The organism is Clostridium sp. 1001283B150225_161107_B6 (assembly GCF_015556325.1).
Taxonomy (GTDB): domain Bacteria; phylum Bacillota; class Clostridia; order Lachnospirales; family Lachnospiraceae; genus Enterocloster.
This window is the reverse complement of sequence record NZ_JADNMD010000001.1, coordinates 805,716-830,823: the sequence shown is the minus strand read 5'-3', so window position 1 is coordinate 830,823 and position 25,108 is coordinate 805,716. Positions and strand designations below refer to the sequence as shown.

Genomic DNA, 25,108 nt, shown 5'->3' with positions numbered 1-25,108 from the left:
GTTCTCTGTTTCTTCACCATGTTTCCCGCAGGAAAAAAATACAACTATTTCTCTGTATGGGGCAGCCGTCCTCTGAGAAAACGCTTCTTTAATTCCGACAGGCTGAAGGGAATCAGCGGATAAATATAACTCTTGCCGGCAATTGTCCGGTTGAATATGATAGCGCAGGCAGACAGAATGACTCCGATGACAAATCCCCAAATATTCAGGATGGCTGTCAGTATCAAAATAATGATACGCATGAATTTCATGGCGTAACCCAATTCAAAGCTGGCCTGGGAGTAATTGGCGATGGTTACAAATGCCATGTACAGCATGGTTTCACTGTTGAACCATCCGGATTTTACCGCGTATTCTCCCAGAACAATACCGGCTATAACACTGAGGGGAGTGGTCAGCATATTGGGGGTATTGACAGCAGCCAGCCGCAGGCCGTCAATGGCAAATTCCAGTATGAGAAGCTGCCAGATTAAAGGCACGTTAAGCGGGTCTGACAGCCGGATAAAAGCCAGCCAGTCCGGTATAAGCTCCGTATTCTGCATGAACAGAAGCCATGTGGGGGTCAGGAGCAGGGACAGCAGGGATATGGTCATCCTGGACAGACGCAGGTAGGTGCCTGTAATGGGAGGAAAGTAGTAATCATCTGCCTCTTCGATGATATCAAAAACAGAGGAAGGAAGTATCATGGCAGACGGAGAGTTATCCACCAGGATAATGATGTTTCCTTCTAAAATAGAAGCAGCCGCTGTGTCCGGACGTTCTGAAAACTTGAATTTGGGAAAAGGGTTGAACCATTTATAGGGAAAGAGGCATTCCGCCAGGCTTTCCTGATTCATGGTCAATGCATCTACCTTTAGATTCTGAATCCGTTTTTTGATTTTATCCAGGAGCTGTTTATCCACCCGGTTCTCCATATAACAGATGGCAATATCGGTGTGGGAGCTCTCGCCGGCGGACGTGATTTCCATGGTGAGTCTGGGGTCCCGGATTCTGCGGCGGATCAGGGCTGTATTAAAAATCAGGGTTTCAACAAAACCATCCCTGGAGCCCCGCATAACCTTATCTTTTTCCGGCTCGCTGACACCGCGGGAAGGATAGGTGCGGCAGTCAATGGTAATACATTTATCGTAGCCGTCAATAAAGAGACAGGATACGCCGGATAACAGCTGGACCGTCATATCCTGGTCATTGGCAAGCAGTCCAATCTCGCCGTAAGGAACATACTGTTTGGAGAAGCCGTGGGCGTCCTCAGGCATATCCTCAGGTTTGATGGTGGAAAACACCTGCAGTATTTTCAACAGGGAATCGTCCTTTGTAAAACCATCTATGAAATAAAGGCATGCTTCCCGGCCGCCGATATGGACAACGCGGTAAACCACGTCAAAATTCGTCTGTACATTCAGCTTTTTGTGAAGGTAAGTAATATTGTCCTTTAAATTTTGGGAAAATTCCATGGTTTCTTCCTTTCTGTGTGACTTCAGATAAAAATTCTGGCTTAAGTTAGTATGTACCGATGAAAGATAAATATACAGGCGACATTTGTCTTTGAACCGCGCACAGATGGAAGAATCTTATATAAAAACTTGTTTACAGGGGAAGGGAATTCACTAATATGCACAAAGATGATTGACAAATCATGGGAGCAGTGGTATAGTGTCCATGTAAGAAGCACAAAGGAGTGCCTTACAGGTTTTTGTTTGGTATGGGGATGCCAGATAAACTAATAGTGTGACGGTTTTTGAACGTGACTGAGAGCTGCCTTCTGTGGGGGAAGGGCGGCTCTCATTTTTTTGTCAGAATTTTTGTCGTGATGTGTCCGGCAATCCGCCTCTGAAGATGCAGAGGTTATCAGTCTCTTCGTCCCGGTACAGCCCGCTAGCAGTTCAGGAACAGGTTGGGAGCATCACACCGGGGAGCATCACACCCGGATGTATCAGACGGGAATATCAGAGCGATGTTTTCCACAGTCCGTGAAGATTGCAGTAAGCATAGGCTGCGGCGGGCCTGTCGCCATCTTCCAGGGTGAAGCATGCCACTGGCTCGCAATCAGGGGTTAAGGGAACACGCATGATGCAGCCGGCTTTTGTCACAAGGCATACCCATCCAATGCTGTGCTCCTGCCCCATGGGATGGAAAATGTTTCCTACCTTGACCGTTACGTGGAGTCCTTCCTGTTCCACTACCGGAAGATGCTTTTCCGCCGCACCCTCAGAGGTTGTAGGCTCCAGGATTTCAAAGGGTTTGCAGGAATCAGGGAGAGCTGCATTGGGCGCCGGTGAAAGGGCCTCCAACACAATGTTATGGTTTTTGTCTGTCAGGAATACCGGTTCATTCTTCATGAAAATCCTCCGTTCTCAGTGGTCAGCAGGCTGGCTGCATGGAATCAGCCCTGCAATTTTTCTCGGTTTCCATATTATTTTCCCGAAAATGGTGCACTCTATTCATAAAGCTTTCAGGCAGACCTGGCAGGGACAATAACTTACTATTGACATATTTCCTACAGGAATAGTATGATATACTCATGACAGGATAAAATTTAAGATAAAGGACGTGAACATACATGCTTGTATCGACAAAAGGCCGTTATGCCCTCCGCACCATGGTGGATTTAGCCATTCACGGAGACGGCGAGCCTGTTAAAATAAAGGATATTGCCAACCGCCAGGGTATCTCCGGTAAATACCTGGAGCAGATTATTTCCATCTTATCCAGGGCGGGTTATGTGCGCAGCATCAGGGGAAACCAGGGAGGATATTACCTGGCCAGGCCGTCCTCGGACTATACAGTGGGTTCTATTCTGAGAATCACGGAAGGCAGTCTGGCTCCGGTGGACTGTTTAAGCGGCGATGAGAATCCCTGTACCAGACAGATGGACTGTGTGACCCTTCGGCTGTGGCGTGAACTGGATGAGGCCATCAGCGGGGTAGTGGATAAATATACATTGGAGGATTTGGTTCAATGGCAGAAAAGCATGAAGGATAATTATGTGATATGATGACTATATGAAACAGGAGCGAAGTACCCTATGGGACAGATTCTGAGAATCTCTGATTTTATCAATCAATGGAAGAAAGACAGACGGGTAAGGATTGGCATCACGGTGGCTGCAGTGCTTGTGTCCGCCCTTATTCAGTCCTATGCACTGCAGGTTTTTGTGCGTCCCGCCGGTATTATATCCGGCGGATTCACAGGCATGGCCATGCTTGTGGAACGGCTGGGAGAATTGAAGGGACTTAATATTCCCATGCAGGTCACCATGCTTTTGCTGAATATTCCGGTGGCGTTTCTCTGCTGTAAGGGAATCAGCATCCGTTTTACCGTTTTTTCCCTGGTCCAGGTATTCCTGAGCAGTATTTTCCTGCAGATATTTGATTTCAGCCCTATTTTCACGGATGAGGTGCTGAATGTTATATTTGGAGGCGTTATTTTTGGAAGCGCAATCGTCATTGCACTCAGGGGGAATGCATCCACCGGAGGCACTGACTTTATCGCCTTGTTTGTATCCAACCGCACAGGGCATTCCATCTGGTCCTATGTGTTTTTCGGAAATGCAGTGATGTACTGTTTTTATGGAGCTATTTTTGGCTGGAAGCACGCAGGATACTCTATTATCTTCCAGTTTATCTCAACCCGCATGATTTCCGCCTTCCACCACCGCTACGAGCTGGTCACCCTCCAGGCCACCACCATAAAGGGCCGGGAGGTGGTGGATGCCTATATCAGCCATTTCCGTCATGGAATGTCCTGTGTGGAAGCCATGGGAGGGTACAGCAAAAAGAAAATGTACCTGTTAAACACGGTTATATCCGCTTATGAGGTAAACAATGCCATCCACATCATGCAGGAAGCGGATGAGCATATCATTATCAATGTGCTGAGGACACAGCAGTTTGTGGGCAGGTTTTACCGGGCTCCCATGGAGTAGGGAATGAAGCAATCATAAATCGGACACAGGGATATCTGAGGCTATGAAAGGGCGCAGATATCCCTTATGATTTCTCCGGCTATTATCAGGCCTGCCACAGGCGGCACAAAGGAAATGCTTCCCGGAGTGGCGCGGCGGCACCCGGTATCCTCAGCTGTCCGGCCCGGCGTAAGAGGCTGTTCCGGCGACCAGCAGACTTTCAGAGAGGAAATATTCCTGGCCTTAAGTTCCTTTCGCATTACCTTGCAGAGAGGACACACAGAGGTCTGGAAGATATCGGATATCCGGAACAGTTCTGGATGCAGCTTGTTGCCGGTCCCCATGGAAGCAATCATTCGGATGCCGTGTGAGGCCGCAAAATCCGCCAGAGCCAGTTTGGCTGTCACCGTATCAATGGCATCCAGGATATAATCAACAGAGCCGGCTGGACCCATCCGGTGTTTTATTTGTTCAAAAAGGTTGTCCATATTATCAGGAAGGACGAATTCCTCAAAGGTAATGACCTGGGTATCAGGACAGATATCTGCAATCTTATCCTTCATGACCCGGGTCTTAAACTGTCCCATGGTACTGTGGAGCGCAATGCTCTGCCTGTTAATATTTGTAAGGGAGACAGTATCGTTGTCCACAAGCACCAGACGTCCCACCCCGCATCTGGCCAGTGCCTCCACGGCATGGGACCCAACCCCGCCCACCCCGAAAACAGCCACAGTGGATTCCTTAAGAATCTTTATTCCGTCCTCGCCTATGAGCATTTCAGTTCTGGAAAATTCATTTATCATATAGAAACAACTCCTGCATTTTATTTGTTTTATTGATTGTATAATAGAATCAGGGGGATGTAAATGGGGAGTTTTGGGAAGGCGGGGGAGTGTCAGCCCGTTTGCCCGTCCTCAATCCCTGCCCAATTCCTCCCTATATTTTTCTTCCAATCTGTGGTATATTAAATCAAAACAATTATTTTCGATGGAGGCCAGACATGAAAGATGGATTTTTACGGATTGCAGCTGCCACGCCGAAGGTCAGGGTGGCTGACCCGCAATATAATGCACAGCAGATTATGGATTTGATTGGTCAGGGACACAGCAGGGGTGTGAAGCTTATGGTGTTTCCGGAGCTTTGCCTTACGGCTTATACATGTGCTGACCTGTTTGGACAGAGGCCGCTGCTCAGGAAGGCAAGGGAGGAGCTGGACCGCATTGTCCGGTTTACGGACGGTAAGGATATCCTGGTGTTTCTGGGACTTCCCTGGGAGCGGGATGGGAAGCTTTACAATGCGGCTGCGGCTGTCCATAAAGGGAGGCTTCTGGGCGTGGTGCCCAAGAGAAACCTGCCTAATTATTCGGAGTTTTATGAGGCCAGGAATTTTTGCCCGGGCAATGAACGCGCAGTCATGATTGACTGGAATGGGGCCAGGGTCCCCATGGGCACGAATCTCCTGTTTAAGTGTAAGACCATGCAGGGGCTTACGGTTGCGGCTGAAATATGCGAGGATGTGTGGGTGCCGTGCCCGCCCAGCATCAGACATGCCCTGGCCGGGGCAACGGTGGTAGTGAACTGTTCTGCCAGCGATGAGACAACAGGTAAGGACATGTACCGCCATGAGCTGATTTGCAGCCAGTCAGCCAGGCTGGTGTGCGGATATATCTATGCCAATGCAGGGGAGGGGGAATCCACTCAGGATTTGGTGTTTGGAGGCCAGAATATCATTGCTGAAAACGGAACCTGCCTGGTGGAGTCCAGACGGTTTATCAACGAGAGCATTTGTGCTGATATGGATTTGGAACGGCTGGACAGTGAGCGCAGGCGCATGAGTACCTTCCCGGACCCTGCGGCGGCCAGGGAGGAAGGCGGGTATCTGACTGTGGAATTCAGCTTTGATGCGGATTTGGAGGACTGCGCAGAGAGTCAGGATGTCCTGGCTTATGGGGCTTTCCAGGCAGGCGGGGATGTGCTCCGGTTTGTGGACCCGGCCCCCTTTGTACCCAGGGATGAGAGGCAGCGCAGCAGGCGCTGTGAGGAGATTCTTTCCATTCAGGCCATGGGACTTAAGAAGCGTCTGGAACACACGGGATGCCATGATGCGGTGATTGGGCTGTCCGGAGGACTTGATTCCACGCTGGCCCTGCTGGTGACCGTGAGGGCGTTTGACAGTCTTAAGATACCCCGGTCCGGCATACATTGTATAACCATGCCCTGTTTCGGGACCACGGACAGGACTTACAACAATGCCTGCACCCTGGCGAAAAAGGTGGGTGCAGAGCTTCGGGAGATTCCAATCAGGGAGGCTGTGACCCGTCATTTTGAGGATATCGGCCATGATACGGACAAGCATGATGTGACCTATGAGAACAGCCAGGCCAGGGAAAGAACCCAGGTCCTCATGGATATTGCCAATGAGGCGGGAGGCATGGTAATCGGGACCGGCGACATGTCTGAGCTGGCTTTGGGATGGGCTACCTACAATGGAGACCATATGTCCATGTATGGAGTCAATGGGTCGGTTCCCAAGACACTGGTCCGTCATCTGGTCCGCTACTATGCGGATACCTGCAATGAAAAGGAACTGGCCGATGTACTCCTTGACGTGCTGGATACACCTGTCAGCCCGGAACTGCTGCCTCCGGAGGATGGCAGGATTTCCCAGAAAACAGAGGATTTAGTGGGGCCCTATGAGCTTCATGATTTTTATCTCTACTATATACTCCGGTATGGATATGCCCCGTCCAAGATTTTCCGTCTGGCCCTCCAGGCATTTAAGTCCCGGTATGACAGGGAAACCATACTTAAGTGGCTGAAGGTGTTTTACAGACGTTTCTTCAGCCAGCAGTTTAAGCGTTCCTGCCTTCCGGACGGACCGAAGGTGGGTTCGGTGGCGGTTTCTCCCAGGGGAGATTTAAGAATGCCCAGTGATGCATCAGGCAGGCTGTGGCTGGAGGAGCTGGAAGGCATTAAATAAGCAGGGTCAGGAGAATGGATACAGATGATTAACAGTACATCGAACAAGCAGGTCAAGCGTGTTGTGAGCCTGAGAAGCAAAGCAAAGGCCCGGCGGGAAGAGAATATGTATGTGGTGGAAGGTCTCAGGATGTGCCGGGAACTGAAACCGGAGGATGTGGATGCCCTGTATGTTACAGAGAGCTTCGCAGGAGACGGAAACAACAGGAAATGGATGGAAAAGTTCCGTCCGGAGACAGTCAGTGATGTGGTCATGAATGTGATGGCGGATACACAGACTCCCCAGGGAGTGCTGGCCGTGGTGAGACAGAAGCTTTATACCATGGAGGACATTTTAAAGCCCGCAGACGGCAGACCTCTTGCCATCATGGTCCTGGAAACCATACAGGACCCGGGAAATCTGGGAACCGTTATCCGTGCCGGAGAGGGCGCGGGAATCACCGGGATTGTCATGAATCATGATACTGCGGATTTGTATAATCCAAAGGTCATCCGCTCCACGATGGGGTCTATATTCAGAATGCCGTTTGTGTATGTGGATGACCTGCAGGAAGCCTGCAGAATGATGAAAAACAGGGGGGTACGCCTTTTTGCGGCTCATCTGAAAGGTATGAATAATTATGACCAGGAAGATTATACTGACAATGTGGGCTTTTTAATTGGAAATGAGGCCAACGGTCTCACGGAGGAAACCACCTCGCTGGCAGACTGCCTGGTGAAGATACCCATGGAGGGTAAGGTGGAGTCCCTGAACGCGGCCATTGCAGCATCTGTTCTTATGTTTGAGACTGCCAGGCAGAGGAGAAACCGCCGGCGGTAACTGCTGGCCCGTCCTGTCCACAGAAAGGAGAAAGGGATTATGTTATCAGTTGGATGGCTTGTATCATTTTTAGTCTTTCTGGGTTTGGAACTGGCTTTTGGCTGCCTGACTTCCCTGTGGTTTGCAGCCGGAGCCATAGGCGGATTTGCGGCAGCTCTGGCAGGGCTGCCCATGGAGGCGCAGCTGGCAGTGTTTGTGGCGGTATCATTCCTCACGCTTATTCTGATACGTCCCCTGGCATTTATACTGGGCAGACGGGAAAGGGCAGGTGGACATCATTAAGCTTCAGCTGGATTTGAGTAAGGAATATGGAATTGTCCTGGAGGGGGGCGGGGCCAAAGGCGCCTATCAGATAGGCGCCTGGCGCGCGCTCCGGGAAGCAGGCATCAGGATAAAAGGCGCGGCGGGTACTTCCGTCGGCGCCCTGAACGGCGCCCTCATTTGTATGGATGACTTTGAAAAGGCAGAGCGCATATGGGAGAATATCAGCTATTCCAGGGTTATGGATGTGGATGATGAACTTATGGACCGTCTGAGAAAATTAAGCCTTAAGAATATTTCCAGCCTTGCATCCCTTAATGTGGGAGAATTAATAACCGGAGCCATACGTGTTCTGAGAGACGGCGGATTTGATATCGCTCCGCTCAGGGCTTTGATTGATGATGTGGTGGATGAGGAAAAGATACGAAATTCAGACAGGGAACTCTATGTGGTAACATACTCCATTTCCGACCGGCATCCCCTTATTGCCAATGTAAAGGAGGCTCCGGAAGGCGGGATGGCTGACCTGCTCATGGCCAGCGCCTATCTGATTGGCTTCCGCCAGGAACGGCTGGGCGGTAAGTATTATATGGATGGCGGAGGAATCAATAATGTGCCGGTGGATGTACTTCTGGACAGAGGATATAAGGACGTGATTGTCCTGAGGATATATGGCTATGGGGTGGATACGGAAAAGAAACTGGAAGTGCCGGAGGGAGTAACCCTGTACCATGTGGCGCCCAGGAGGGATTTGGGAGGCCTTCTGGAGTTTGACAGACGCAGGGCCAGAAGAAACATGCTGCTGGGATATTTTGACGGCAAACGCATGCTCTACGGACTGGCAGGACGTGTCTATTATATTGATGCGCCGGAAGGTGAGCCATATTATTTTGATAAGATGATGTCGGAGATGCAGACCCTTCTTTCTTATATGGAGCAGGAGAGGAAAGATGAAGGGGAGGCGAAAAACGGGCGGGAAATACCCATGCAGGCCCCCTTAACCCAGGCGCCTTTGGACCAGGCTGTTTTGTCCCGGGAATCCATTCCCGCATACCCCGGGTACCGCATTTTCACAGAGCAGATATTCCCGCGGCTGGCAAAGGAACTGAAGCTGAAGGAGGGGTGGGACTACAAGGATTTGTACCTGTCTATACTGGAGGATTTGGCAAAACAGTACCGTATCAGCCGTTTTAAAATTTATACAGTGGAGGAGCTGCTGCGCCTGATACACAAAAAAGCGGGTACCGCGGCATTAAAAGCCATGATACCGGTACTTGACAGCGGCACTCAGGTGTAGTATATTATGCATAAAGATGCATAAATATAAATAACTATGCGTTATGAAATATGAATGCATGGTTATTTATTGCAAAAAAATCAAGCCGCAGACATGGCAGGACATGGGTGGTGGAATAGGGAGGATGCTATGAATTTAAAAGGAAGACATTTTTTGACGCTGAAAGATTATACACCGGAGGAGATTACATACCTGCTGGATTTGGCGGCGGACCTGAAGGATAAGAAGAAAAAAGGAGTGCTGGTGGATTCCCTGCGCGGAAAGAATGTGGCCCTTATTTTTGAAAAGACCAGTACCAGGACGCGGTGCGCCTTTGAGGTGGCTGCCCACGATTTGGGCATGGGCACCACCTATCTGGACCCGTCAGGGTCACAGATTGGAAAGAAGGAAAGCATTGCGGATACGGCAAGGGTTTTGGGAAGAATGTACGAGGGTATTGAGTACCGCGGTTTTGGACAGGAAATCGTGGAGGAGCTGGCAAAGTATGCCGGCGTACCTGTGTGGAACGGACTGACCAATGAGGACCATCCCACCCAGATGCTGGCAGACCTTCTGACTATCCGCGAGCATTTGGGATGTTTAAAGGGCTTAAAGCTTGTGTATATGGGAGATGCGCGCTATAATATGGGTAACTCCCTGATGATTGCCTGCACAAAGATGGGCATGCATTTTGTGGCCTGCGCTCCGGCTAAGTATTTCCCGGATGCAACGCTGGTCGAGGAATGCCAGGCCTATGCGGCGGCCAGCGGCGGTTCTGTCACCCTCACTGAGGATGTGGAGGAAGCTGTCAGGGGAGCGGATATCATTGATACGGATGTGTGGGTATCCATGGGTGAGCCTGATGAGGTATGGGAGGAGAGAATTAAGGACCTGACCCCGTATAAGGTGACAAAGGCTGTCATGGACCAGGCTGGCCCCAAGGCCATTTTCCTGCACTGCCTGCCCTCTTTCCATGACCTTAAGACCAGGATTGGCAGGGAGATGGGAGAACGTTTCCATGTATCCGAGCTGGAAGTAACAGACGAAGTATTCGAGTCCGGTCAGTCAGTTGTGTTCGACGAGGCTGAGAACCGGATGCATACCATCAAAGCAGTCATGCTTGCAACGTTAGGAGAATCATAATATATGCAGGGACAGAGAGGACGGAGTGAGCGCCATTCCGGGGTATTCCTGGACATGGTACACCTCATACTTGGGATTGCCATTGTAATCCTGGCTGTGCTGTCATTTATCAATCCGGAGGGAAATCATATGCTTTTCCCTCTGGTGTTTTTACTGGCAGCCTTGTTAAACGCGGTAAACGGAATATTTGAGCTTAAGACCAGGGGAAGGGACAAGAAGAAGTTTGGCGCCAGTATCCTGCAGCTGGCTTTGGCGGCAGGACTTATGGTCCTTGGCATCTTAAGCGCCATCAGTATCTGGGCATAGAGGAGCGGTATATGAAGGCAGAAATTTTGCGGATGCTTAAAAGCACCGGGGATTACCTGTCCGGACAGCAGCTGTGCGGGATGCTGGGAGTTTCCCGCACTGCTGTCTGGAAGGCTGTAGGTGAACTGAAGGAAGAGGGATATATCATAGAGGCGGTCCGGAACAGGGGGTACCGTCTTGTGGAAGGTGCTGACGTCATTACCCAGGCTGAGCTTGCATCCATGCTTCACACGCAATGGATTGGGACCAGGCTGGAATATTTTGATGAAACGGATTCCACCAACATAAGGGCCAGAAAACTGGCAGAAGAGGGGGCGCCCCACGGCACGCTGGTGGTGGCTGACCGCCAGACAGCCGGAAAGGGCCGGAGAGGCAGAAGCTGGGTTTCCCCGGCAGGCACAGGCATCTGGATGAGCATGGTGCTCAGGCCGTCCATGGCCCCCATGAGCGCCTCCATGCTGACCCTTATTGCGGGGCTGGCAGTGGTAAAGGGAGTGAAGGAGAGCACGGGGCTGGAGGCCATGATTAAGTGGCCCAACGATGCAGTGCTCAATGGAAAAAAAATATGCGGAATCCTCACGGAGATGAGCACGGAAGTGGAATGCATCCGCTATGTGATTCCCGGAATCGGAATCAATGTGAATATAGACGATTTTCCGGAGGAAATCAGGGACAAGGCCACCTCCCTTAAGCTGGAGGCGGGCAGGAATATCAAGCGAAGTCCCGTCATTGCGGCGGTGGCAGACAGTTTTGAATATTATTATGATATCTTTATGAAGACAAGCAATATGTCAGGGCTTAAGGATGACTATAATAAGGCCCTTGTGAATAAGGACCGGGAAGTCCTGGTGCTGGACCCCAGGGGACAGTATAAAGGCAGGGCCCTGGGAATTGATGATGAAGGCAGCCTTCTGGTCAGACAGGAGGACGGAAACGTATCAGCCGTCATTTCAGGAGAGGTATCGGTAAGAGGTATATATGGATATGTATGATACAGGACATTTGTATGACCGCCTTCAGGTACTGGAGCGGGAGGAGATGCCCCTGGACCGGAGGGAACGGCTTTGCGCCATGGAACGTCCCCTGCTGGCCTGGTATTCCTCCAGGGCCCGTTCCCTTCCATGGAGGGACGACCCAAAGCCATACCGGGTGTGGATTTCAGAAATCATGCTGCAGCAGACCAGGGTGGAGGCGGTCAAACCCTATTTTGAGCGTTTTATGGAAGCGTTCCCCACTGTGGCCCATCTGGCGCAGGCAGAGGACGATTATCTCATGAAGATGTGGGAGGGCCTGGGATATTACAACCGGGCCAGAAATTTAAAGGCAGCGGCCCGGATGATTATGTCAGAATACGGCGGCTGCCTTCCTGCATCCTTTGATGAACTGATTCGTCTGCCGGGAATCGGAAGCTACACAGCAGGAGCCATTGCCTCCATTGCCTATGGAGCTGCGCTGCCGGCCGTGGACGGCAATGTGCTCCGTGTTATTTCCAGGGTTCTTGGGGACAGGGAGGATATAAAGAAAGCTTCTGTGAAGGCCGGCATTGAGGCAGAGCTTAAGGATGTGATGCCGAAGGATGAGGCCAGCCATTACAATCAGGGGCTCATTGAAATAGGAGCCCTGGTGTGCATACCGGGAGGTGAGCCCAGATGCGGCCAGTGCCCCCTGGCTTCGGTCTGCCTTACCGGAAAGAATGGCTGGTGGAAGGAAATTCCGTATAAATCTCCCAATAAGGCGAGGAAGATAGAGGAACGGACCGTTTTTATCATAGAATACCAGGACAAGGTGGCTATACGCAAGCGCCCTCCCAGGGGGCTGCTGGCCTCCCTTTACGAGCTTCCCAATATAGAGGGAAAGGCATCTGCGGCAGAGGTGCCCAAGGTGCTGGGAATTGAAGGGATGGAGGTGGAGTCAGTGGAGCCGCTGCCGGAGGCAAAGCATGTATTTTCCCATGTGGAATGGCACATGACCGGGTACAGGGTAGTTCTTAAAAAGGCAGAGGAACCCTTATCCTGTTTCATGGTTTCAAGGGAAGAACTGGAGCACACCTACGCTTTGCCCAATGCATTTAATGCATATACAAAGCTGATTGGATAAGATTGACAAAAATGGTTACACTGAAAGGGAGGAATGCAGGATGAAAAAAATGTTGTTTGTATTCAATCCCCGTTCCGGTAAGGAACAGATTAAGGGACAGCTGATGGAAATACTGGACATTTTCACCAAGGCCGGGTATGAGCTGCGTGTCCACGTAACCCAGAAGCAGAGGGATGCCATGGAAGTGGTGGCCCGACTGGGTAAGAAGGTGGATGTGGTGGTGTGCAGCGGCGGTGACGGCACCCTCAATGAAACCGTATCCGGAATGATGAAGCTTAAGAAAATGCCGCTCCTTGGCTATATTCCTGCCGGCTCCACCAATGACTTTGCCACCAGTCTAGGAATACCCAAGCGCATGCCGCTGGCTGCCTGGGATATTGTGGAGGGAACTCCCTTTGCCATTGACACGGGAACCTTTTGTGAAGACAGGAATTTCATGTATATTGCGGCCTTTGGGGCTTTCACGGAGGTGTCCTATGTGACATCCCAGGACAGGAAAAATCTGCTGGGACACCAGGCATATATGCTGGAGGGAGTAAAGAGCCTGGCAGGGCTGAAGCCCTATCACATGAAAGTGGAATGGGACGGGCAGGTGCTGGAGGAGGATTTTGCCTTTGGTATGGTGACCAATACCATCAGCGTAGGCGGGTTTAAGGGACTGGTGAACCAGTCCGTGGCCCTTAACGACGGTCTTTTCGAGGTGCTGCTCATCCGGATGCCAAGAACGCCGGTGGATTTGAGCAATATCATCTCCTACATGTTTCTCAGGGAAGAACCCAATGAGTACGTGTATAAGTTTAAGACCTCGTCCATACGCCTTACTTCGGAACAGGAAGTGGACTGGGTGCTGGACGGCGAGTACGGCGGCTCCAGGACAGAGGTTACCATTGGAAATATCAGGGAAAACATACAGATTCTGCTGCGGAATCATCCGGAAGAGGAATAAAGGCGGAAACAGGGATGATTCAAAAACAGGAATAAAAAATAATGTCGAAAATTGTTGAAATAAGGTTTCCGATGGTATATAATGATAAGTTGTGGGAGTTTCCACATTTACCTTTAAGCGAAAGGACGTTTATCAGTGGAAAAGGACGATTTTTTAAAGAAGCTGGAAAAGCTGGTCGAACATGCAAAAACCAAACACAACACGTTGGATGCAGGGGAGATTAATGATTTTTTTACCGGGGATAATCTGTCACCGGAACAGATGGACCAAATTTACAGTTACCTGGAGGGCCGCAACATTGACGTGGTCCCGGTACTGGACGAAGCGATGCTTACCGAGGACACTGTTCTGCTTGATGACATTGATTTAGACCTGGATTTAGACGATGACAGCTTCATTAAAGATGCAGAAGAGGAAGAAATCGACCTGGATGCAGTGGACCTGTTAGAGGGAATCGGAACAGAGGACCCGGTCCGCATGTATCTCAAAGAAATTGGCACCGTGCCCCTTCTTACGGCAGACGAAGAGTTGGAACTGGCCCAGCGTAAGGCTGATGGCGATGAGTTTGCAAAAGAGAGGTTAATCGAGGCCAACCTGCGTCTTGTAGTCAGCATTGCAAAGCGCTATACAGGCAGGGGAATGAGTTTCCTGGACCTGGTACAGGAGGGCAATTTAGGACTGATTAAGGGCGTGGAAAAGTTTGACTATACAAAGGGTTACAAACTAAGTACATATGCTACATGGTGGATTCGCCAGTCCGTTACAAGGGCTTTGGCGGACCAGGCGAGGACAATCCGAGTACCAGTGCATATGGTAGAGACCATCAACAAGATGTCCAAGATGCAGAGAAAGCTGACGCTGGAGCTGGGCTATGAACCTTCCGTAACAGAACTGGCAGAGGCTCTTGATATGACGGAAGATAAGGTCATGGAAATCATGCAGATTGCCAGGGAGCCAGCCTCCCTTGAAACACCCATTGGCGAGGAGGATGACTCCAACCTGGGCGATTTCGTGGCGGACAACAATGTGGTGACTCCGGAAGGCAATGTGGAATCCGTGATGCTGCGGGAACACATTGACGCTCTTTTGGGAGATCTTAAGGAGAGGGAGCGCCAGGTCATTGTGCTGCGGTTTGGACTGGAGGACGGCCATCCCCGTACATTGGAGGAAGTGGGCAAGGAATTCAATGTAACCAGGGAGCGCATCCGTCAGATTGAAGCCAAGGCTCTCAGAAAGCTGCGCAATCCGGTGAGAAGCAAACGAATCAGGGATTTCCTGTAAATCTAGCTGTGCAGGGGCTTTCAGAAAGTCCCTGTCATGGTGTCATGGTGAAGGAATTATGGGCGAGTCATGAAGAGAGGCCGTAAACGGGCGGCCTCTCTTTTTGGCAGGCAGAAATATGGGAATCGTCCGGGCATGGCCCGGCGCAGGAAAGGACGGTAAGGAAATGACACAGCCAGGACAGAAGCGCAACTTCCAGAGGGAATTGGACCGGATTATAGAGGGGCTGCAGGGAGAGAGACGCATTCCCAGGCTGCTGCTGCACAGCTGCTGCGCGCCCTGCAGCAGCTATGTGCTGGAATACCTGAGCCAATATTTTGATATAACGGTGTATTATTACAACCCCAATATATTTCCTCCGGCAGAGTATGAGGCCAGGGTGAAGGAGCAGGAACGGCTGATACAGGAAATGAAGCTTTCAAGGCCGGTCAGGTTCATGGCGGGCAGCTATGAACCGGAGGAATTCTTCTCTGCTGCCAGGGGCCATGAGAAGGACCCGGAGGGAGGAGAACGGTGCCGGCGGTGTTATGAGCTGCGGCTCCGCCAGGCCGCGGATACCGCCAGGGCAGGCGGCTATGATTATTTTACCACCACCCTTTCCATCAGCCCGTTGAAGAATGCCGCGTGGCTCAATGAAATAGGAAACAGGCTGGCCCTGGAATACGGTGTGCCATATCTTGTTTCCGACTTTAAAAAACGCAGCGGCTATAAGCGCTCCGTGGAGCTTTCCGCCTTGTACGGACTGTACAGGCAGGATTACTGCGGCTGTGTCTACTCCCGGGCAGAGGCGGAAAAAAGACGTGGTCAGGCATGACGTACATTGTGAAAAAGTTGCTTAGGATTTGTCCGATTAACTTGACATAAGAAGTCAGATGTAATAGAATCTTTCATAAGGGACATGGGCGTCGGCAGTGTCCGAGAGTACAAAATAGTGAATAAGGAGAGTGTATTATGATTAGCAAAACATTAACGGTTGTAAATCCATCCGGATTACACTTAAGACCAGCAGGAGTTCTTTCACAGACAGCTATGAAGTTCAAGAGCGACATCACAATTGAATGTGGGGAGAAGAAGATTGTTGCTAAGAGCGTTCTGAACGTGATGGCAGCCGGAATTAAGTGCGGCACTGAGATTAACCTGATTTGTGACGGCGAGGACGAGGAAGAGGCTATGAAGACCCTGACCGAGGCCATTGAGAGCGGATTAGGCGAGATGTAATCTGCCTTTGCAGGAGCATAATTAAATTGAATTCACTAAGAATGACCGCAGGCGGTACCTAGAGACAGGTGCCGCCTTTTTTGGTTCCGAATTAGTTTATAAAATCCCCCCATTTATGCAAAGAAAGGAAGAAAGATTTATGGAATCCAAACAGAAACAGCCCGGGCTGTATGAACCGCGTTTTGAGCATGACAACTGCGGCATTGGCGCCGTGGCCAATATAAAAGGCGTCAGGAGCCACCATACAGTGGACCAGGCCCTTCATATCGTTGAGAATCTGGAACACAGGGCAGGAAAGGATGCCGAGGGCAAGACAGGGGACGGCGTGGGAATCATGCTTCAGATTTCCCACGGATTTTTTAAGAAGGCAACAGAATCCCTGGGCTTCCAGATAGGAAAGGAGAGGGAGTATGGCGTGGGCATGTTCTTTTTCCCCCAGGATGAACTGATTCGCAGCCAGGCCATGAAGATGTTTGAAATCATTGTGCGCAAGGAGGGCATGACCTTCCTGGGATGGAGGGTGGTCCCCACTGCCCCCGGGATTCTCGGCAGGAAGGCTGTGGACGTGATGCCCTATATTGCCCAGGGTTTTGTGGGCAAACCCGCAGGGATGAAGGCCGGTCTGGATTTTGACAGAAAGCTTTACATTGCCCGCCGCGTATTTGAACAGAGCAACGAGGACACCTATGTGGTATCCCTGAGCAGCAGGACCATTGTGTATAAGGGGATGTTTCTGGTGGGTGAGCTGAGAATGTTTTTTTTGGACCTTCAGGATGAAGACTACCAGTCGGCCATTGCCATTGTCCATTCCAGATTCAGCACCAACACCAATCCCAGCTGGATGAGGGCCCATCCCTACCGCTTGATTGTCCATAACGGTGAAATCAATACCATCCGCGGCAATGTGGATAAGATGGTGGCCCGGGAGGAGAACATGGAATCAGAGTATTTCAGATACGACATGCACAAGGTGCTGCCTATCATAAACCAGGAAGGCTCAGATTCAGCCATGCTGGACAATGCCCTGGAATTCATGGTCATGAGCGGCATGGAACTGCCCCTGGCTGTCATGGTCACCATTCCTGCTCCCTGGGAAAATGACAAGTATATGGACAGTGAAATCAAGGATTTTTACCGCTATTACGCCACCATGATGGAGCCGTGGGACGGACCGGCCTCCATTCTGTTTACGGACGGTGACGTGGTGGGGGCTGTGCTGGACCGGAACGGTCTGCGTCCCTCCCGGTATTACATAACAGAGGACGGCTATATGATACTGGCCTCTGAGGTGGGGGCCATTGACATAGACCAGAAAAAGGTGGTGAAAAAGGACCGCCTGCGCCCCGGAAAAATGCTGCTGGTGGACACAAAGCAGGGAAGGCTTATTGGTGACGATGAGCTTAAGCACTGCTATGCATCCCGCAACCCATACGGGGAATGGCTGGACTCCAACCTGTTCAATATAAAGGACCTTCCGGTGCCCAACAAAGGCATCCCTGCCATGAAGGACGAGGAACGGCTGAGGCTTCAGAAAACATATGGCTACACCTATGAACAGTATAAGACCATGATTCTCCCCATGGCCCTGAACGGTGCGGAGGCCGTGTCCGCCATGGGCGTGGACAGTCCCCTGGCTGTGCTGTCGAAGAAGCACCAGCCCCTGTTCAACTACTTTAAGCAGCTCTTTGCCCAGGTGACCAATCCGCCCATTGATGCCATCCGGGAGGAAATCGTGACCTCCACCACAGTCTATGTGGGGGAGGAGGGCAACATACTGGAGGAAACAGCGGAGAACTGCAAAATCCTGAAAGTGGAGAACCCTATCCTGACAGAGACTGATTTGCTTAAAATCAAAAATATGAAAAAGCCTGGTTTCAAGGTGGAGGTAATTCCCATTACCTACTACAAGAATACATCCCTGGAAAAGGCCATTGACCGTCTGTTTCTGGAAGTGGACCGGGCCCACAAGGACGGCGCCAACATCATCATTCTCTCAGACAGGGATATTGATGAAAACCATGTGCCCATTCCATCCCTGCTGGCTGTGTCGGCTCTGCAGCAGTACCTGGTAAGGACCAAGAAGCGCACCGGCGTGGCCCTGATACTGGAGAGCGGCGAGCCAAGGGAGGTTCACCATTTTGCTGCCCTGCTGGGTTACGGGGCCTGTGCCGTCAATCCCTATCTGGCCCATGAGTCCATCCGCTCCCTGATTGCCTCCGGTATGCTGGATAAGGACTATTACGCGGCTGTCTGCGACTACAACCTGGCTGTGCTCCACGGCATTGTGAAGATTGCCTCTAAAATGGGCATCTCCACCATCCAGTCCTACCAGGGAGCCCAGATTTTTGAGGCCATCGGCATCTCAAAGGATGTGGTGGATAAGTATTTTACGGATACGGTGAGCCGGGTGGGCGGCATTACCTTAAAGGACATAGCCAATGACGTGGATGTGCTTCACTCCGCTGCCTTTGACCCTCTGGGTCTGGATGTGGATTTGACCCTGGAAAGCGTGGGCAGCCACAAGTCACGCTCCGGCGAGGAGGACCACCTTTATAATCCGCTGACCATCCACCTTCTCCAGGAGGCGGTCAGAACAGGCAGTTATGACATCTTCAAACAATATACGGCCCAGGTTGACCGGGAGGATAAGTTGTACCACCTGCGCTCCCTGATGGATTTTGATTTCCCTGAGGACGGAGGCATTCCCCTGGACCAGGTGGAAAGCGTGGAATCCATTGTAAGGAGGTTTAAGACAGGGGCCATGTCCTACGGCTCTATCTCCCAGGAGGCACATGAATGCCTTGCCATTGCCATGAACCGGATTCACGGTAAATCCAATACAGGGGAGGGTGGCGAGAGCCTGGACCGCCTGGTTCCGGGACCCGGGGGGAACAACCGCTGTTCCGCCATCAAGCAGGTGGCTTCCGGCCGCTTCGGAGTCACCAGCCGCTATCTGGTAAGCGCCCAGGAGATTCAGATAAAGATGGCCCAGGGTGCAAAGCCGGGGGAAGGGGGCCAGCTGCCCGGGGGCAAGGTTTATCCGTGGGTGGCAAAGACCAGGCATTCCACCACAGGCGTCAGCCTTATATCGCCGCCGCCCCATCATGACATCTATTCCATTGAGGACCTGGCCCAGCTCATATATGATTTAAAAAATTCCAATACCAGGGCCAGGATATCCGTCAAGCTGGTATCAGAGGCCGGGGTGGGCACTGTGGCTGCGGGCGTGGCCAAAGCGGGCGCCCAGGTAATCCTGATTTCAGCCTATGACGGAGGAACAGGGGCAGCGCCCAGGAATTCCATTTACAATGCAGGCCTTCCGTGGGAGCTGGGAGTGGCGGAGGCCCATCAGACCCTGATTATGAACGGGCTTCGGGACAAGGTGATACTGGAGACAGACGGAAAGCTTATGACCGGAAGGGACGTGGCCATGGCCTGTATGCTGGGAGCGGAAGAATTCGGATTTGCCACGGCGCCCCTGGTGACTCTGGGCTGTGTGATGATGCGTGTCTGCAATCTGGACACCTGTCCCATGGGCATTGCCACCCAGAATCCGGAACTGAGGAAACGCTTCAGAGGAAAACCGGAGTATGTGGTGAACTTCATGGAATTCATAGCAGAGGAGCTGCGGGAATACATGGCAAGGCTGGGCGTGCGCACCCTGGATGAGCTGGTGGGCCGCACGGACCTTCTTAAGAGACGGGAGGACCTTCCCTCTGGCCGGGCCGGCGGGGTGGATTTAAGCAGAATACTGGATAACCCCTATGAAGGCCAGAGGGTGGCCGGCTACAACGGAAAACAGGCGTTTGATTTCCAGCTGGAGGACACCATGGATGAGCAGGTGTTTTTGCGGAAATTCAAAAGCGCCCTTGCCAGCGGCCAGAAAAAGAGTCTGCAGGTGGAGGTGTCCAATGTAAACCGGACCCTGGGAACCATATTTGGCTCTGAGATAACCAGAAAATACCCGGAAGGTCTGCCGGATGATACATTTACCGTCAGCTGCAGCGGAAGCGGCGGACAGAGCTTTGGAGCGTTTATCCCAAGGGGGCTGACCCTGGAGCTGGCAGGTGATTCCAATGATTATTTCGGCAAGGGACTTTCCGGCGGCAGACTGGTGGTGTATCCCCCAAAAGGCGTGCCGTTTAAAGCCGAGGATAATATCATAATCGGCAATGTGGCCCTGTATGGAGCCACCAGCGGAAAGGCTTTCATAAACGGAATCGCAGGTGAACGCTTCTGCGTCCGCAACTCAGGCGCTACCGCTGTGGCGGAGGGCGTGGGGGACCACGGCTGTGAGTACATGACAGGCGGCTGCGTGGTGGTGCTGGGCGCCACGGGCAAGAACTTCGGAGCCGGCATGAGCGGAGGCATCGCCTATGTGCTGGACGAGGACCGCAGTTTTTACAAGCGTCTCAACAAGGAGCTGGTATCCTTTGAGGAGGTGACTAACAAGTATGATGTATTGGAACTGAAAGGCCTGATTGAAGAACATGTGGCCTGCACCAACTCTCTGAAAGGCAGGCGGATTCTGGACCATTTCAGCCAATACCTGCCCAGGTTCAAGAAGGTTGTTCCCCATGATTACCGGCGCATGATGAATGCCATTGTGCAGATGGAGGAAAAGGGACTGAACAGCGAACAGGCGCAGATTGAGGCATTTTACGCCAATCTAAGAGGTTAAGGAGGCAGAACACCATGGGTAAAGCAACAGGATTTTTAGAATATGAGAGAGAAACGGGAAGGGGGGCGGCTCCCAAGGAACGGATAAAAAACTGGAATGAGTTCCATACACCCTTAAGCGAACAGGAGCAGCGGCGCCAGGGAGCCAGGTGTATGGACTGCGGCGTGCCCTTTTGCCAGTCCGGCATGATGATTGGCGGGATGGTCAGCGGATGCCCCCTGCATAACCTGGTGCCGGAATGGAATGACCTGGTATATAACGGAAACTGGAAACAGGCATACTTCAGGCTTAAGAAAACCAACAGCTTCCCGGAGTTCACCTCCAGGGTATGCCCTGCGCCCTGCGAGGCGGCCTGTACCTGCAGCCTGTACGGGGATGCGGTAACTGTCAGGGAAAACGAGAGGGCCATCATTGAAAAGGCATATGAAAGCGGATATGCCCTTCCCAATCCGCCCTCCATCCGCACCGGCAAACGGGTGGCTGTCATAGGCTCAGGCCCCGCCGGGCTGGCTGCTGCGGACCAGCTGAACAAACGGGGGCACAGCGTCACCGTGTTTGAGCGGAGCGACCGTGTGGGAGGTCTGTTAATGTACGGCATCCCCAATATGAAGCTGGAAAAATGGGTCATTGACCGCAAGGCGGATGTGATGAAGAGGGAAGGCGTTGTCTTTGTGACGGGAGCAGATGTGGGAAGGAATTACAGGGTCAATAAAATCCGGAAGGAATTTGACCGCATCATCCTGGCCTGCGGGGCTTCCAACCCAAGGGATATCGATGTGCCGGGCAGGGACAGCGCAGGCATTTACTTTGCAGTGGATTTTCTGAAGGCAACCACCAAAAGCCTGTTGGATTCCGGACTGGAGGATGGAGGCTTTATATCGGCAAAGGATAAGCATGTGCTGGTAATCGGGGGCGGGGACACTGGAAACGACTGTGTAGGCACATCTATCCGGCACGGCTGCGCCTCAGTCACCCAGCTGGAGATGATGCCCAAGCCGCCCGCGGAACGGGCGGAGAACAACACCTGGCCGGAATGGCCCAGAATCCACAAGACAGATTACGGCCAGGAGGAAGCCATAAGCGTATTCGGTTCAGACCCCAGGCAGTACCAGACCACCGTGAAGGAATTCATAAAGGATGGGGAAGGCAGGGTGTGCAAGGCCGTCATCATCAGCCTGGAACCCAGGAAAGACGAGGAAACCGGCCGTACTGTTATGGCAGCCGTGGAAGGCAGCGAGCGCGAACTTCCCGCCGACCTGGTACTCATAGCCGCCGGCTTCACAGGCGCCCAGTCCTATGTAGCGGAAGCCTTCGGAGCAGACCTGGACGCCAGGACCAATGTAGCCACAGAACCAGGAGCCTACCGCACCAGCGCAGACCAGGTATTCACAGCCGGCGACATGCACCGTGGCCAGTCCCTGGTGGTATGGGCCATACAAGAAGGCCGGGAAGCCGCCAAAGCCGTAGACAGGGATATGATGGGGTATACAAACCTGGCCTAGCTACAAGCAGTGCGCATAGGGACGCGAAAGGCGGGGAAGGCAAGCTCGCTTACCTTCCCCGCCTTTCGCGTCCCTATGCATACGGCGCCAGCCGTCCATCTTGAAGGAGTGCAGCGGATTCAAGATGGCAGCACTGCGGACTCATGAAAGCGACAAAGCATATTTGACAACGGCATCCCTCTTATCCTCCCCTCCCGCCATACACAAAGAAACAGTACCGAAACTAAGGAACAGAGAGAACCGGATAATCTGTTTCAGCGGATTATCCGGAGTCAGGTTATAAAAGAGGAGATAGAGCGCCGTTCTGGCGAGAAGTCCGCTGGACGGGATATAGTCGATATCCAGACACTATGAAAAAGCGAAAGAATATGTTAGAGTAGAGCAATCAGAACATCTCAGACAATATCAGAGTATCTTGGACCATAACCTCCCGCCGCATACCAATCCCACCGCATACCAATCCTGCCAAAGGCATTCCGCAGAAAACAGCAGCCGGAAAGCCGCTTAAAGCCCGCCTAAAACCCGCCTAAAACCCCAGTATCCCGCCGTAAAACCGCCGCAAGCCAGTGCGTATCCCGCCGTAAAACCGCCAGAGACACTTACTGATAATATCAGAAAAATCCACACAGTTTCTATTTGACGTCAATAGTCAAAAACTGTATAATTGAGTAAGAATTTGGAAACCTGTGGTGCAGCCCAGGGCAGGAGAAGGTTATGATTGCATTAAAAGTAGAGGATGTAAAGACATTTACATCCAAACTGTTCCTGAAGGAAGACTTTGACAGCTTCCTGGTTAAGGAAGTAAACATTGTCACCTATAACAATTTTACCATCGACGGACACATCAGGCAGGGATATTATACGGACGAGGAGCTTAAGGATAACCGGATTGAAGCCTTTTCTTCCTGGAAGGTGCTCCGCCCTATATGTTTTTCACTGATTAAAGGCAAAAAGCTGCCGGGGAGCTTCCATATTGTCCTGCTGCTTCCTCCTTCGGACACAGAGAAATTCGCTTCCGCATCCGGAAGCGGGATGAGCGGTGACCAGATACAGGGACTTTATCTGAATATCCGTTACGAAGACGGAGCATTATATTGTGTGACGGGAACTTCTCTGAACTTTTTCACCATGGACAAAACGCTTGAAAACGAGTGGGATAAGTCAGTGGCCAAGTTCATGCGTTCCCATGAGATAGTATGTACCTAACGTGCCGGCAGACCCAATAACGGTACTGTGCTGCGTAAGCCCCCCTGTGCCAAAGTGGGATTTACGCAATACAGTACCTGTATTTAGTATGTCCCAGGAGAAGGGGGAGGATAACAAATGGATAAAATGGAATTGTCTAAGAGGCTGGAGCAGCTGGTCAGTGAGGCGGCTTCCAGGGAAGGGCGCCTGGAGATGACCCAGGTACTGGACCATTTCCGGGATGTGCAGATGACACCGGAGGAAATGGAGGACGTCTACCTGAAGCTGGAGCGCAGAGGCGTCCACATTCAGGCTCCTGAGGAAACGGAAGAGGATTTGCCGGAAGGGGACTTCCTTTTAGATGATGATGCAGGGCTGGAACAGCCGTCTCTGGTTCAGGAGGAGTTCCGTTGGGGAAGGGACCGCCTGGACCCGGATGAGATGCCGGACAGCGGCAGCATGGGGGCCGGCGGGGAAGAGGATGAAGAGGAAGAATACGACGGATATGGACAGGAACGGCTTTTGGAAGGCGTGTCCACAGCAGACCCTATCCGTGAATACTTAAAAGAAATCGGCTCCATACCACTGCTCACTCCGGAGGAGGAATCAGACCTTGCAAGACGTAAGTCGGAAGGCGATGCGGAGGCAGGACGCAAGCTGGTGGAAGCCAACCTGCGTCTGGTGGTCAGCATTGCCAAACGGTATACGGGAAGAGGCATGAGTTTTCTGGACCTGGTCCAGGAGGGAAACCTGGGGTTAATGAAAGCCGTGGAGAAATTTGATTATGCCAAGGGCTACCGGCTCAGTACCTATGCCACCTGGTGGGTGAAGCAGTCCATCACCCGGTCCCTGGCAGACCAGTCCAGGACCATCCGCCTTCCGGTCCATATGGTGGAGGCGGTGAATAAAATCCGCCGGGCACAGCGCAGCCTGTCTGTGAAGCTGGGGCGTGAGCCGTCCATGGAGGAAGTGGCTGAGGAAGTGAACCTGTCCGAGAAGCGGGTGGCTGAGCTGATTCAGGCTTCGGGGGATACCGTATCCCTGGAAACACCGGTAGGTGATGAGGAAGGCTCCAATCTGGGAGATTTTGTGGCGGACGATGCCAATGCCTCCACAGAGGATAAGGCGGAGAGCTTTCTTCTGCGGGAAGAGATTGACAGTATGCTTCAGGGACTGAACCCCAGGGAGCGCGAGGTCATTATTCTGCGCTTTGGCCTGGAAACAGGACATCCCCTGACCCTGGAGGAAGTGGGGAAACGGTTTAACGTAACCAGGGAGCGCATCCGCCAGATTGAGACAGCGGCTCTCAGGAAGCTTCGCAATCCTTCCAAAAGCAAAAAAATCAGGGATTTTCTCCCATAAAGAGGTAAAACAGTCAAATTATTAGCACTCAACAAAAATGAGTGCTAATTTTTTATTGACATTTCATGCGTCTCGTACTAAAATGTAGTTTGTGAGTAAACATTGCAAAACATGAAGAACTATTATTATATAAGAAAGAGGCGGATG

21 protein-coding genes are annotated in these 25,108 nt (G+C 51.8%); 18 read left to right on the top strand and 3 right to left on the bottom strand.

The annotated features are described in order from the left end of the window. Positions 1 to 44: 44 nt before the first annotated feature. Both I2H39_RS03705 and I2H39_RS03700 read right to left on the bottom strand, forming a co-directional pair. A complete protein-coding gene (locus tag I2H39_RS03705) occupies positions 45 to 1,454 on the bottom strand; it encodes a spore germination protein (RefSeq protein WP_138305994.1) in 1,410 nt (469 codons plus the stop codon). Positions 1,455 to 1,946: 492 nt separating this feature from the next. After that, positions 1,947 to 2,339 (bottom strand): desulfoferrodoxin family protein, encoded by a 393-nt coding sequence (locus tag I2H39_RS03700; RefSeq protein ID WP_138305995.1) that lies wholly within the window; start codon positions 2,337 to 2,339, stop codon positions 1,947 to 1,949. Between the two features lie 221 nt (positions 2,340 to 2,560). Between I2H39_RS03700 and I2H39_RS03695 the strand changes: the two genes are divergently transcribed. Both I2H39_RS03695 and I2H39_RS03690 read left to right on the top strand, forming a co-directional pair. Continuing rightward, positions 2,561 to 2,995 (top strand): RrF2 family transcriptional regulator, encoded by a 435-nt coding sequence (locus I2H39_RS03695; RefSeq protein WP_138305996.1) that lies wholly within the window; start codon positions 2,561 to 2,563, stop codon positions 2,993 to 2,995. A 30-nt stretch (positions 2,996 to 3,025) separates the two neighbouring features. Beyond that, the gene (locus I2H39_RS03690; RefSeq protein ID WP_138305997.1) at positions 3,026 to 3,925 is read left to right on the top strand and encodes a YitT family protein; all 900 of its coding nucleotides are present in this window, start codon (positions 3,026 to 3,028) and stop codon (positions 3,923 to 3,925) included. 41 nt (positions 3,926 to 3,966) lie between these two features. On the opposite strand, the gene I2H39_RS03685 is transcribed toward I2H39_RS03690, so the two are convergent. Beyond that, on the bottom strand, positions 3,967 to 4,707 hold the full coding sequence (locus tag I2H39_RS03685; RefSeq protein WP_138305998.1) for a tRNA threonylcarbamoyladenosine dehydratase: 741 nt from the start codon (positions 4,705 to 4,707) through the stop codon (positions 3,967 to 3,969). A 197-nt stretch (positions 4,708 to 4,904) separates the two neighbouring features. Between I2H39_RS03685 and I2H39_RS03680 the strand changes: the two genes are divergently transcribed. From I2H39_RS03680 to I2H39_RS03605, 16 genes are all read left to right on the top strand, one after another. Beyond that, positions 4,905 to 6,884 carry an NAD(+) synthase gene (locus I2H39_RS03680; protein ID WP_195625812.1) on the top strand — a complete coding sequence of 660 codons (1,980 nt, stop codon included), beginning with the start codon at positions 4,905 to 4,907 and terminating at the stop codon, positions 6,882 to 6,884. Positions 6,885 to 6,908: 24 nt separating this feature from the next. Further along, a complete protein-coding gene (locus I2H39_RS03675) occupies positions 6,909 to 7,703 on the top strand; it encodes an RNA methyltransferase (protein WP_195625811.1) in 795 nt (264 codons plus the stop codon). Positions 7,704 to 7,742: 39 nt separating this feature from the next. Beyond that, positions 7,743 to 7,985, top strand: a complete 243-nt coding sequence (locus I2H39_RS03670; RefSeq protein ID WP_138306001.1) for a hypothetical protein — start codon at positions 7,743 to 7,745, stop codon at positions 7,983 to 7,985. Next, positions 7,972 to 9,261 (top strand): patatin-like phospholipase family protein, encoded by a 1,290-nt coding sequence (locus I2H39_RS03665; RefSeq protein WP_195625810.1) that lies wholly within the window; start codon positions 7,972 to 7,974, stop codon positions 9,259 to 9,261. The genes I2H39_RS03670 and I2H39_RS03665 overlap by 14 nt, the downstream gene beginning before the upstream one ends. A gap of 129 nt (positions 9,262 to 9,390) precedes the next feature. Next, positions 9,391 to 10,383 (top strand): ornithine carbamoyltransferase, encoded by a 993-nt coding sequence (argF, locus tag I2H39_RS03660; RefSeq protein ID WP_138306003.1) that lies wholly within the window; start codon positions 9,391 to 9,393, stop codon positions 10,381 to 10,383. A 3-nt stretch (positions 10,384 to 10,386) separates the two neighbouring features. Next, on the top strand, positions 10,387 to 10,689 hold the full coding sequence (locus I2H39_RS03655; protein ID WP_002587606.1) for a DUF6637 family protein: 303 nt from the start codon (positions 10,387 to 10,389) through the stop codon (positions 10,687 to 10,689). An 11-nt stretch (positions 10,690 to 10,700) separates the two neighbouring features. Then, complete coding sequence (locus I2H39_RS03650) at positions 10,701 to 11,681, top strand: biotin--[acetyl-CoA-carboxylase] ligase (protein WP_138306004.1); 981 nt, start codon at positions 10,701 to 10,703, stop codon at positions 11,679 to 11,681. Further along, a complete protein-coding gene (mutY, locus tag I2H39_RS03645; protein ID WP_195625809.1) occupies positions 11,668 to 12,786 on the top strand; it encodes an A/G-specific adenine glycosylase in 1,119 nt (372 codons plus the stop codon). Before I2H39_RS03650 ends, mutY begins: the two co-directional genes overlap by 14 nt. A 40-nt stretch (positions 12,787 to 12,826) precedes the next feature. Then, positions 12,827 to 13,732: a YegS/Rv2252/BmrU family lipid kinase gene (locus I2H39_RS03640; protein ID WP_138306006.1), complete on the top strand. Its 906-nt coding sequence runs from the start codon at positions 12,827 to 12,829 to the stop codon at positions 13,730 to 13,732. A gap of 135 nt (positions 13,733 to 13,867) precedes the next feature. Next, positions 13,868 to 15,013 carry an RNA polymerase sigma factor RpoD gene (rpoD, locus tag I2H39_RS03635; protein WP_138306007.1) on the top strand — a complete coding sequence of 382 codons (1,146 nt, stop codon included), beginning with the start codon at positions 13,868 to 13,870 and terminating at the stop codon, positions 15,011 to 15,013. Positions 15,014 to 15,179: 166 nt separating this feature from the next. Beyond that, the gene (locus I2H39_RS03630) at positions 15,180 to 15,827 is read left to right on the top strand and encodes an epoxyqueuosine reductase QueH (RefSeq protein WP_195625978.1); all 648 of its coding nucleotides are present in this window, start codon (positions 15,180 to 15,182) and stop codon (positions 15,825 to 15,827) included. Between the two features lie 137 nt (positions 15,828 to 15,964). After that, positions 15,965 to 16,231 carry an HPr family phosphocarrier protein gene (locus I2H39_RS03625; RefSeq protein ID WP_002564783.1) on the top strand — a complete coding sequence of 89 codons (267 nt, stop codon included), beginning with the start codon at positions 15,965 to 15,967 and terminating at the stop codon, positions 16,229 to 16,231. Between the two features lie 139 nt (positions 16,232 to 16,370). Next, positions 16,371 to 20,912: a glutamate synthase large subunit gene (gene gltB / locus I2H39_RS03620; RefSeq protein ID WP_195625808.1), complete on the top strand. Its 4,542-nt coding sequence runs from the start codon at positions 16,371 to 16,373 to the stop codon at positions 20,910 to 20,912. A 14-nt stretch (positions 20,913 to 20,926) separates the two neighbouring features. Continuing rightward, positions 20,927 to 22,414, top strand: coding sequence for a glutamate synthase subunit beta (locus I2H39_RS03615; protein ID WP_138306009.1), 1,488 nt, complete (start codon positions 20,927 to 20,929; stop codon positions 22,412 to 22,414). A gap of 714 nt (positions 22,415 to 23,128) precedes the next feature. Continuing rightward, positions 23,129 to 23,620: a DUF5721 family protein gene (locus I2H39_RS03610; protein ID WP_195625807.1), complete on the top strand. Its 492-nt coding sequence runs from the start codon at positions 23,129 to 23,131 to the stop codon at positions 23,618 to 23,620. Between the two features lie 117 nt (positions 23,621 to 23,737). Then, positions 23,738 to 24,961, top strand: a complete 1,224-nt coding sequence (locus I2H39_RS03605; RefSeq protein WP_195625806.1) for a sigma-70 family RNA polymerase sigma factor — start codon at positions 23,738 to 23,740, stop codon at positions 24,959 to 24,961. Positions 24,962 to 25,108 lie beyond the last annotated feature (147 nt).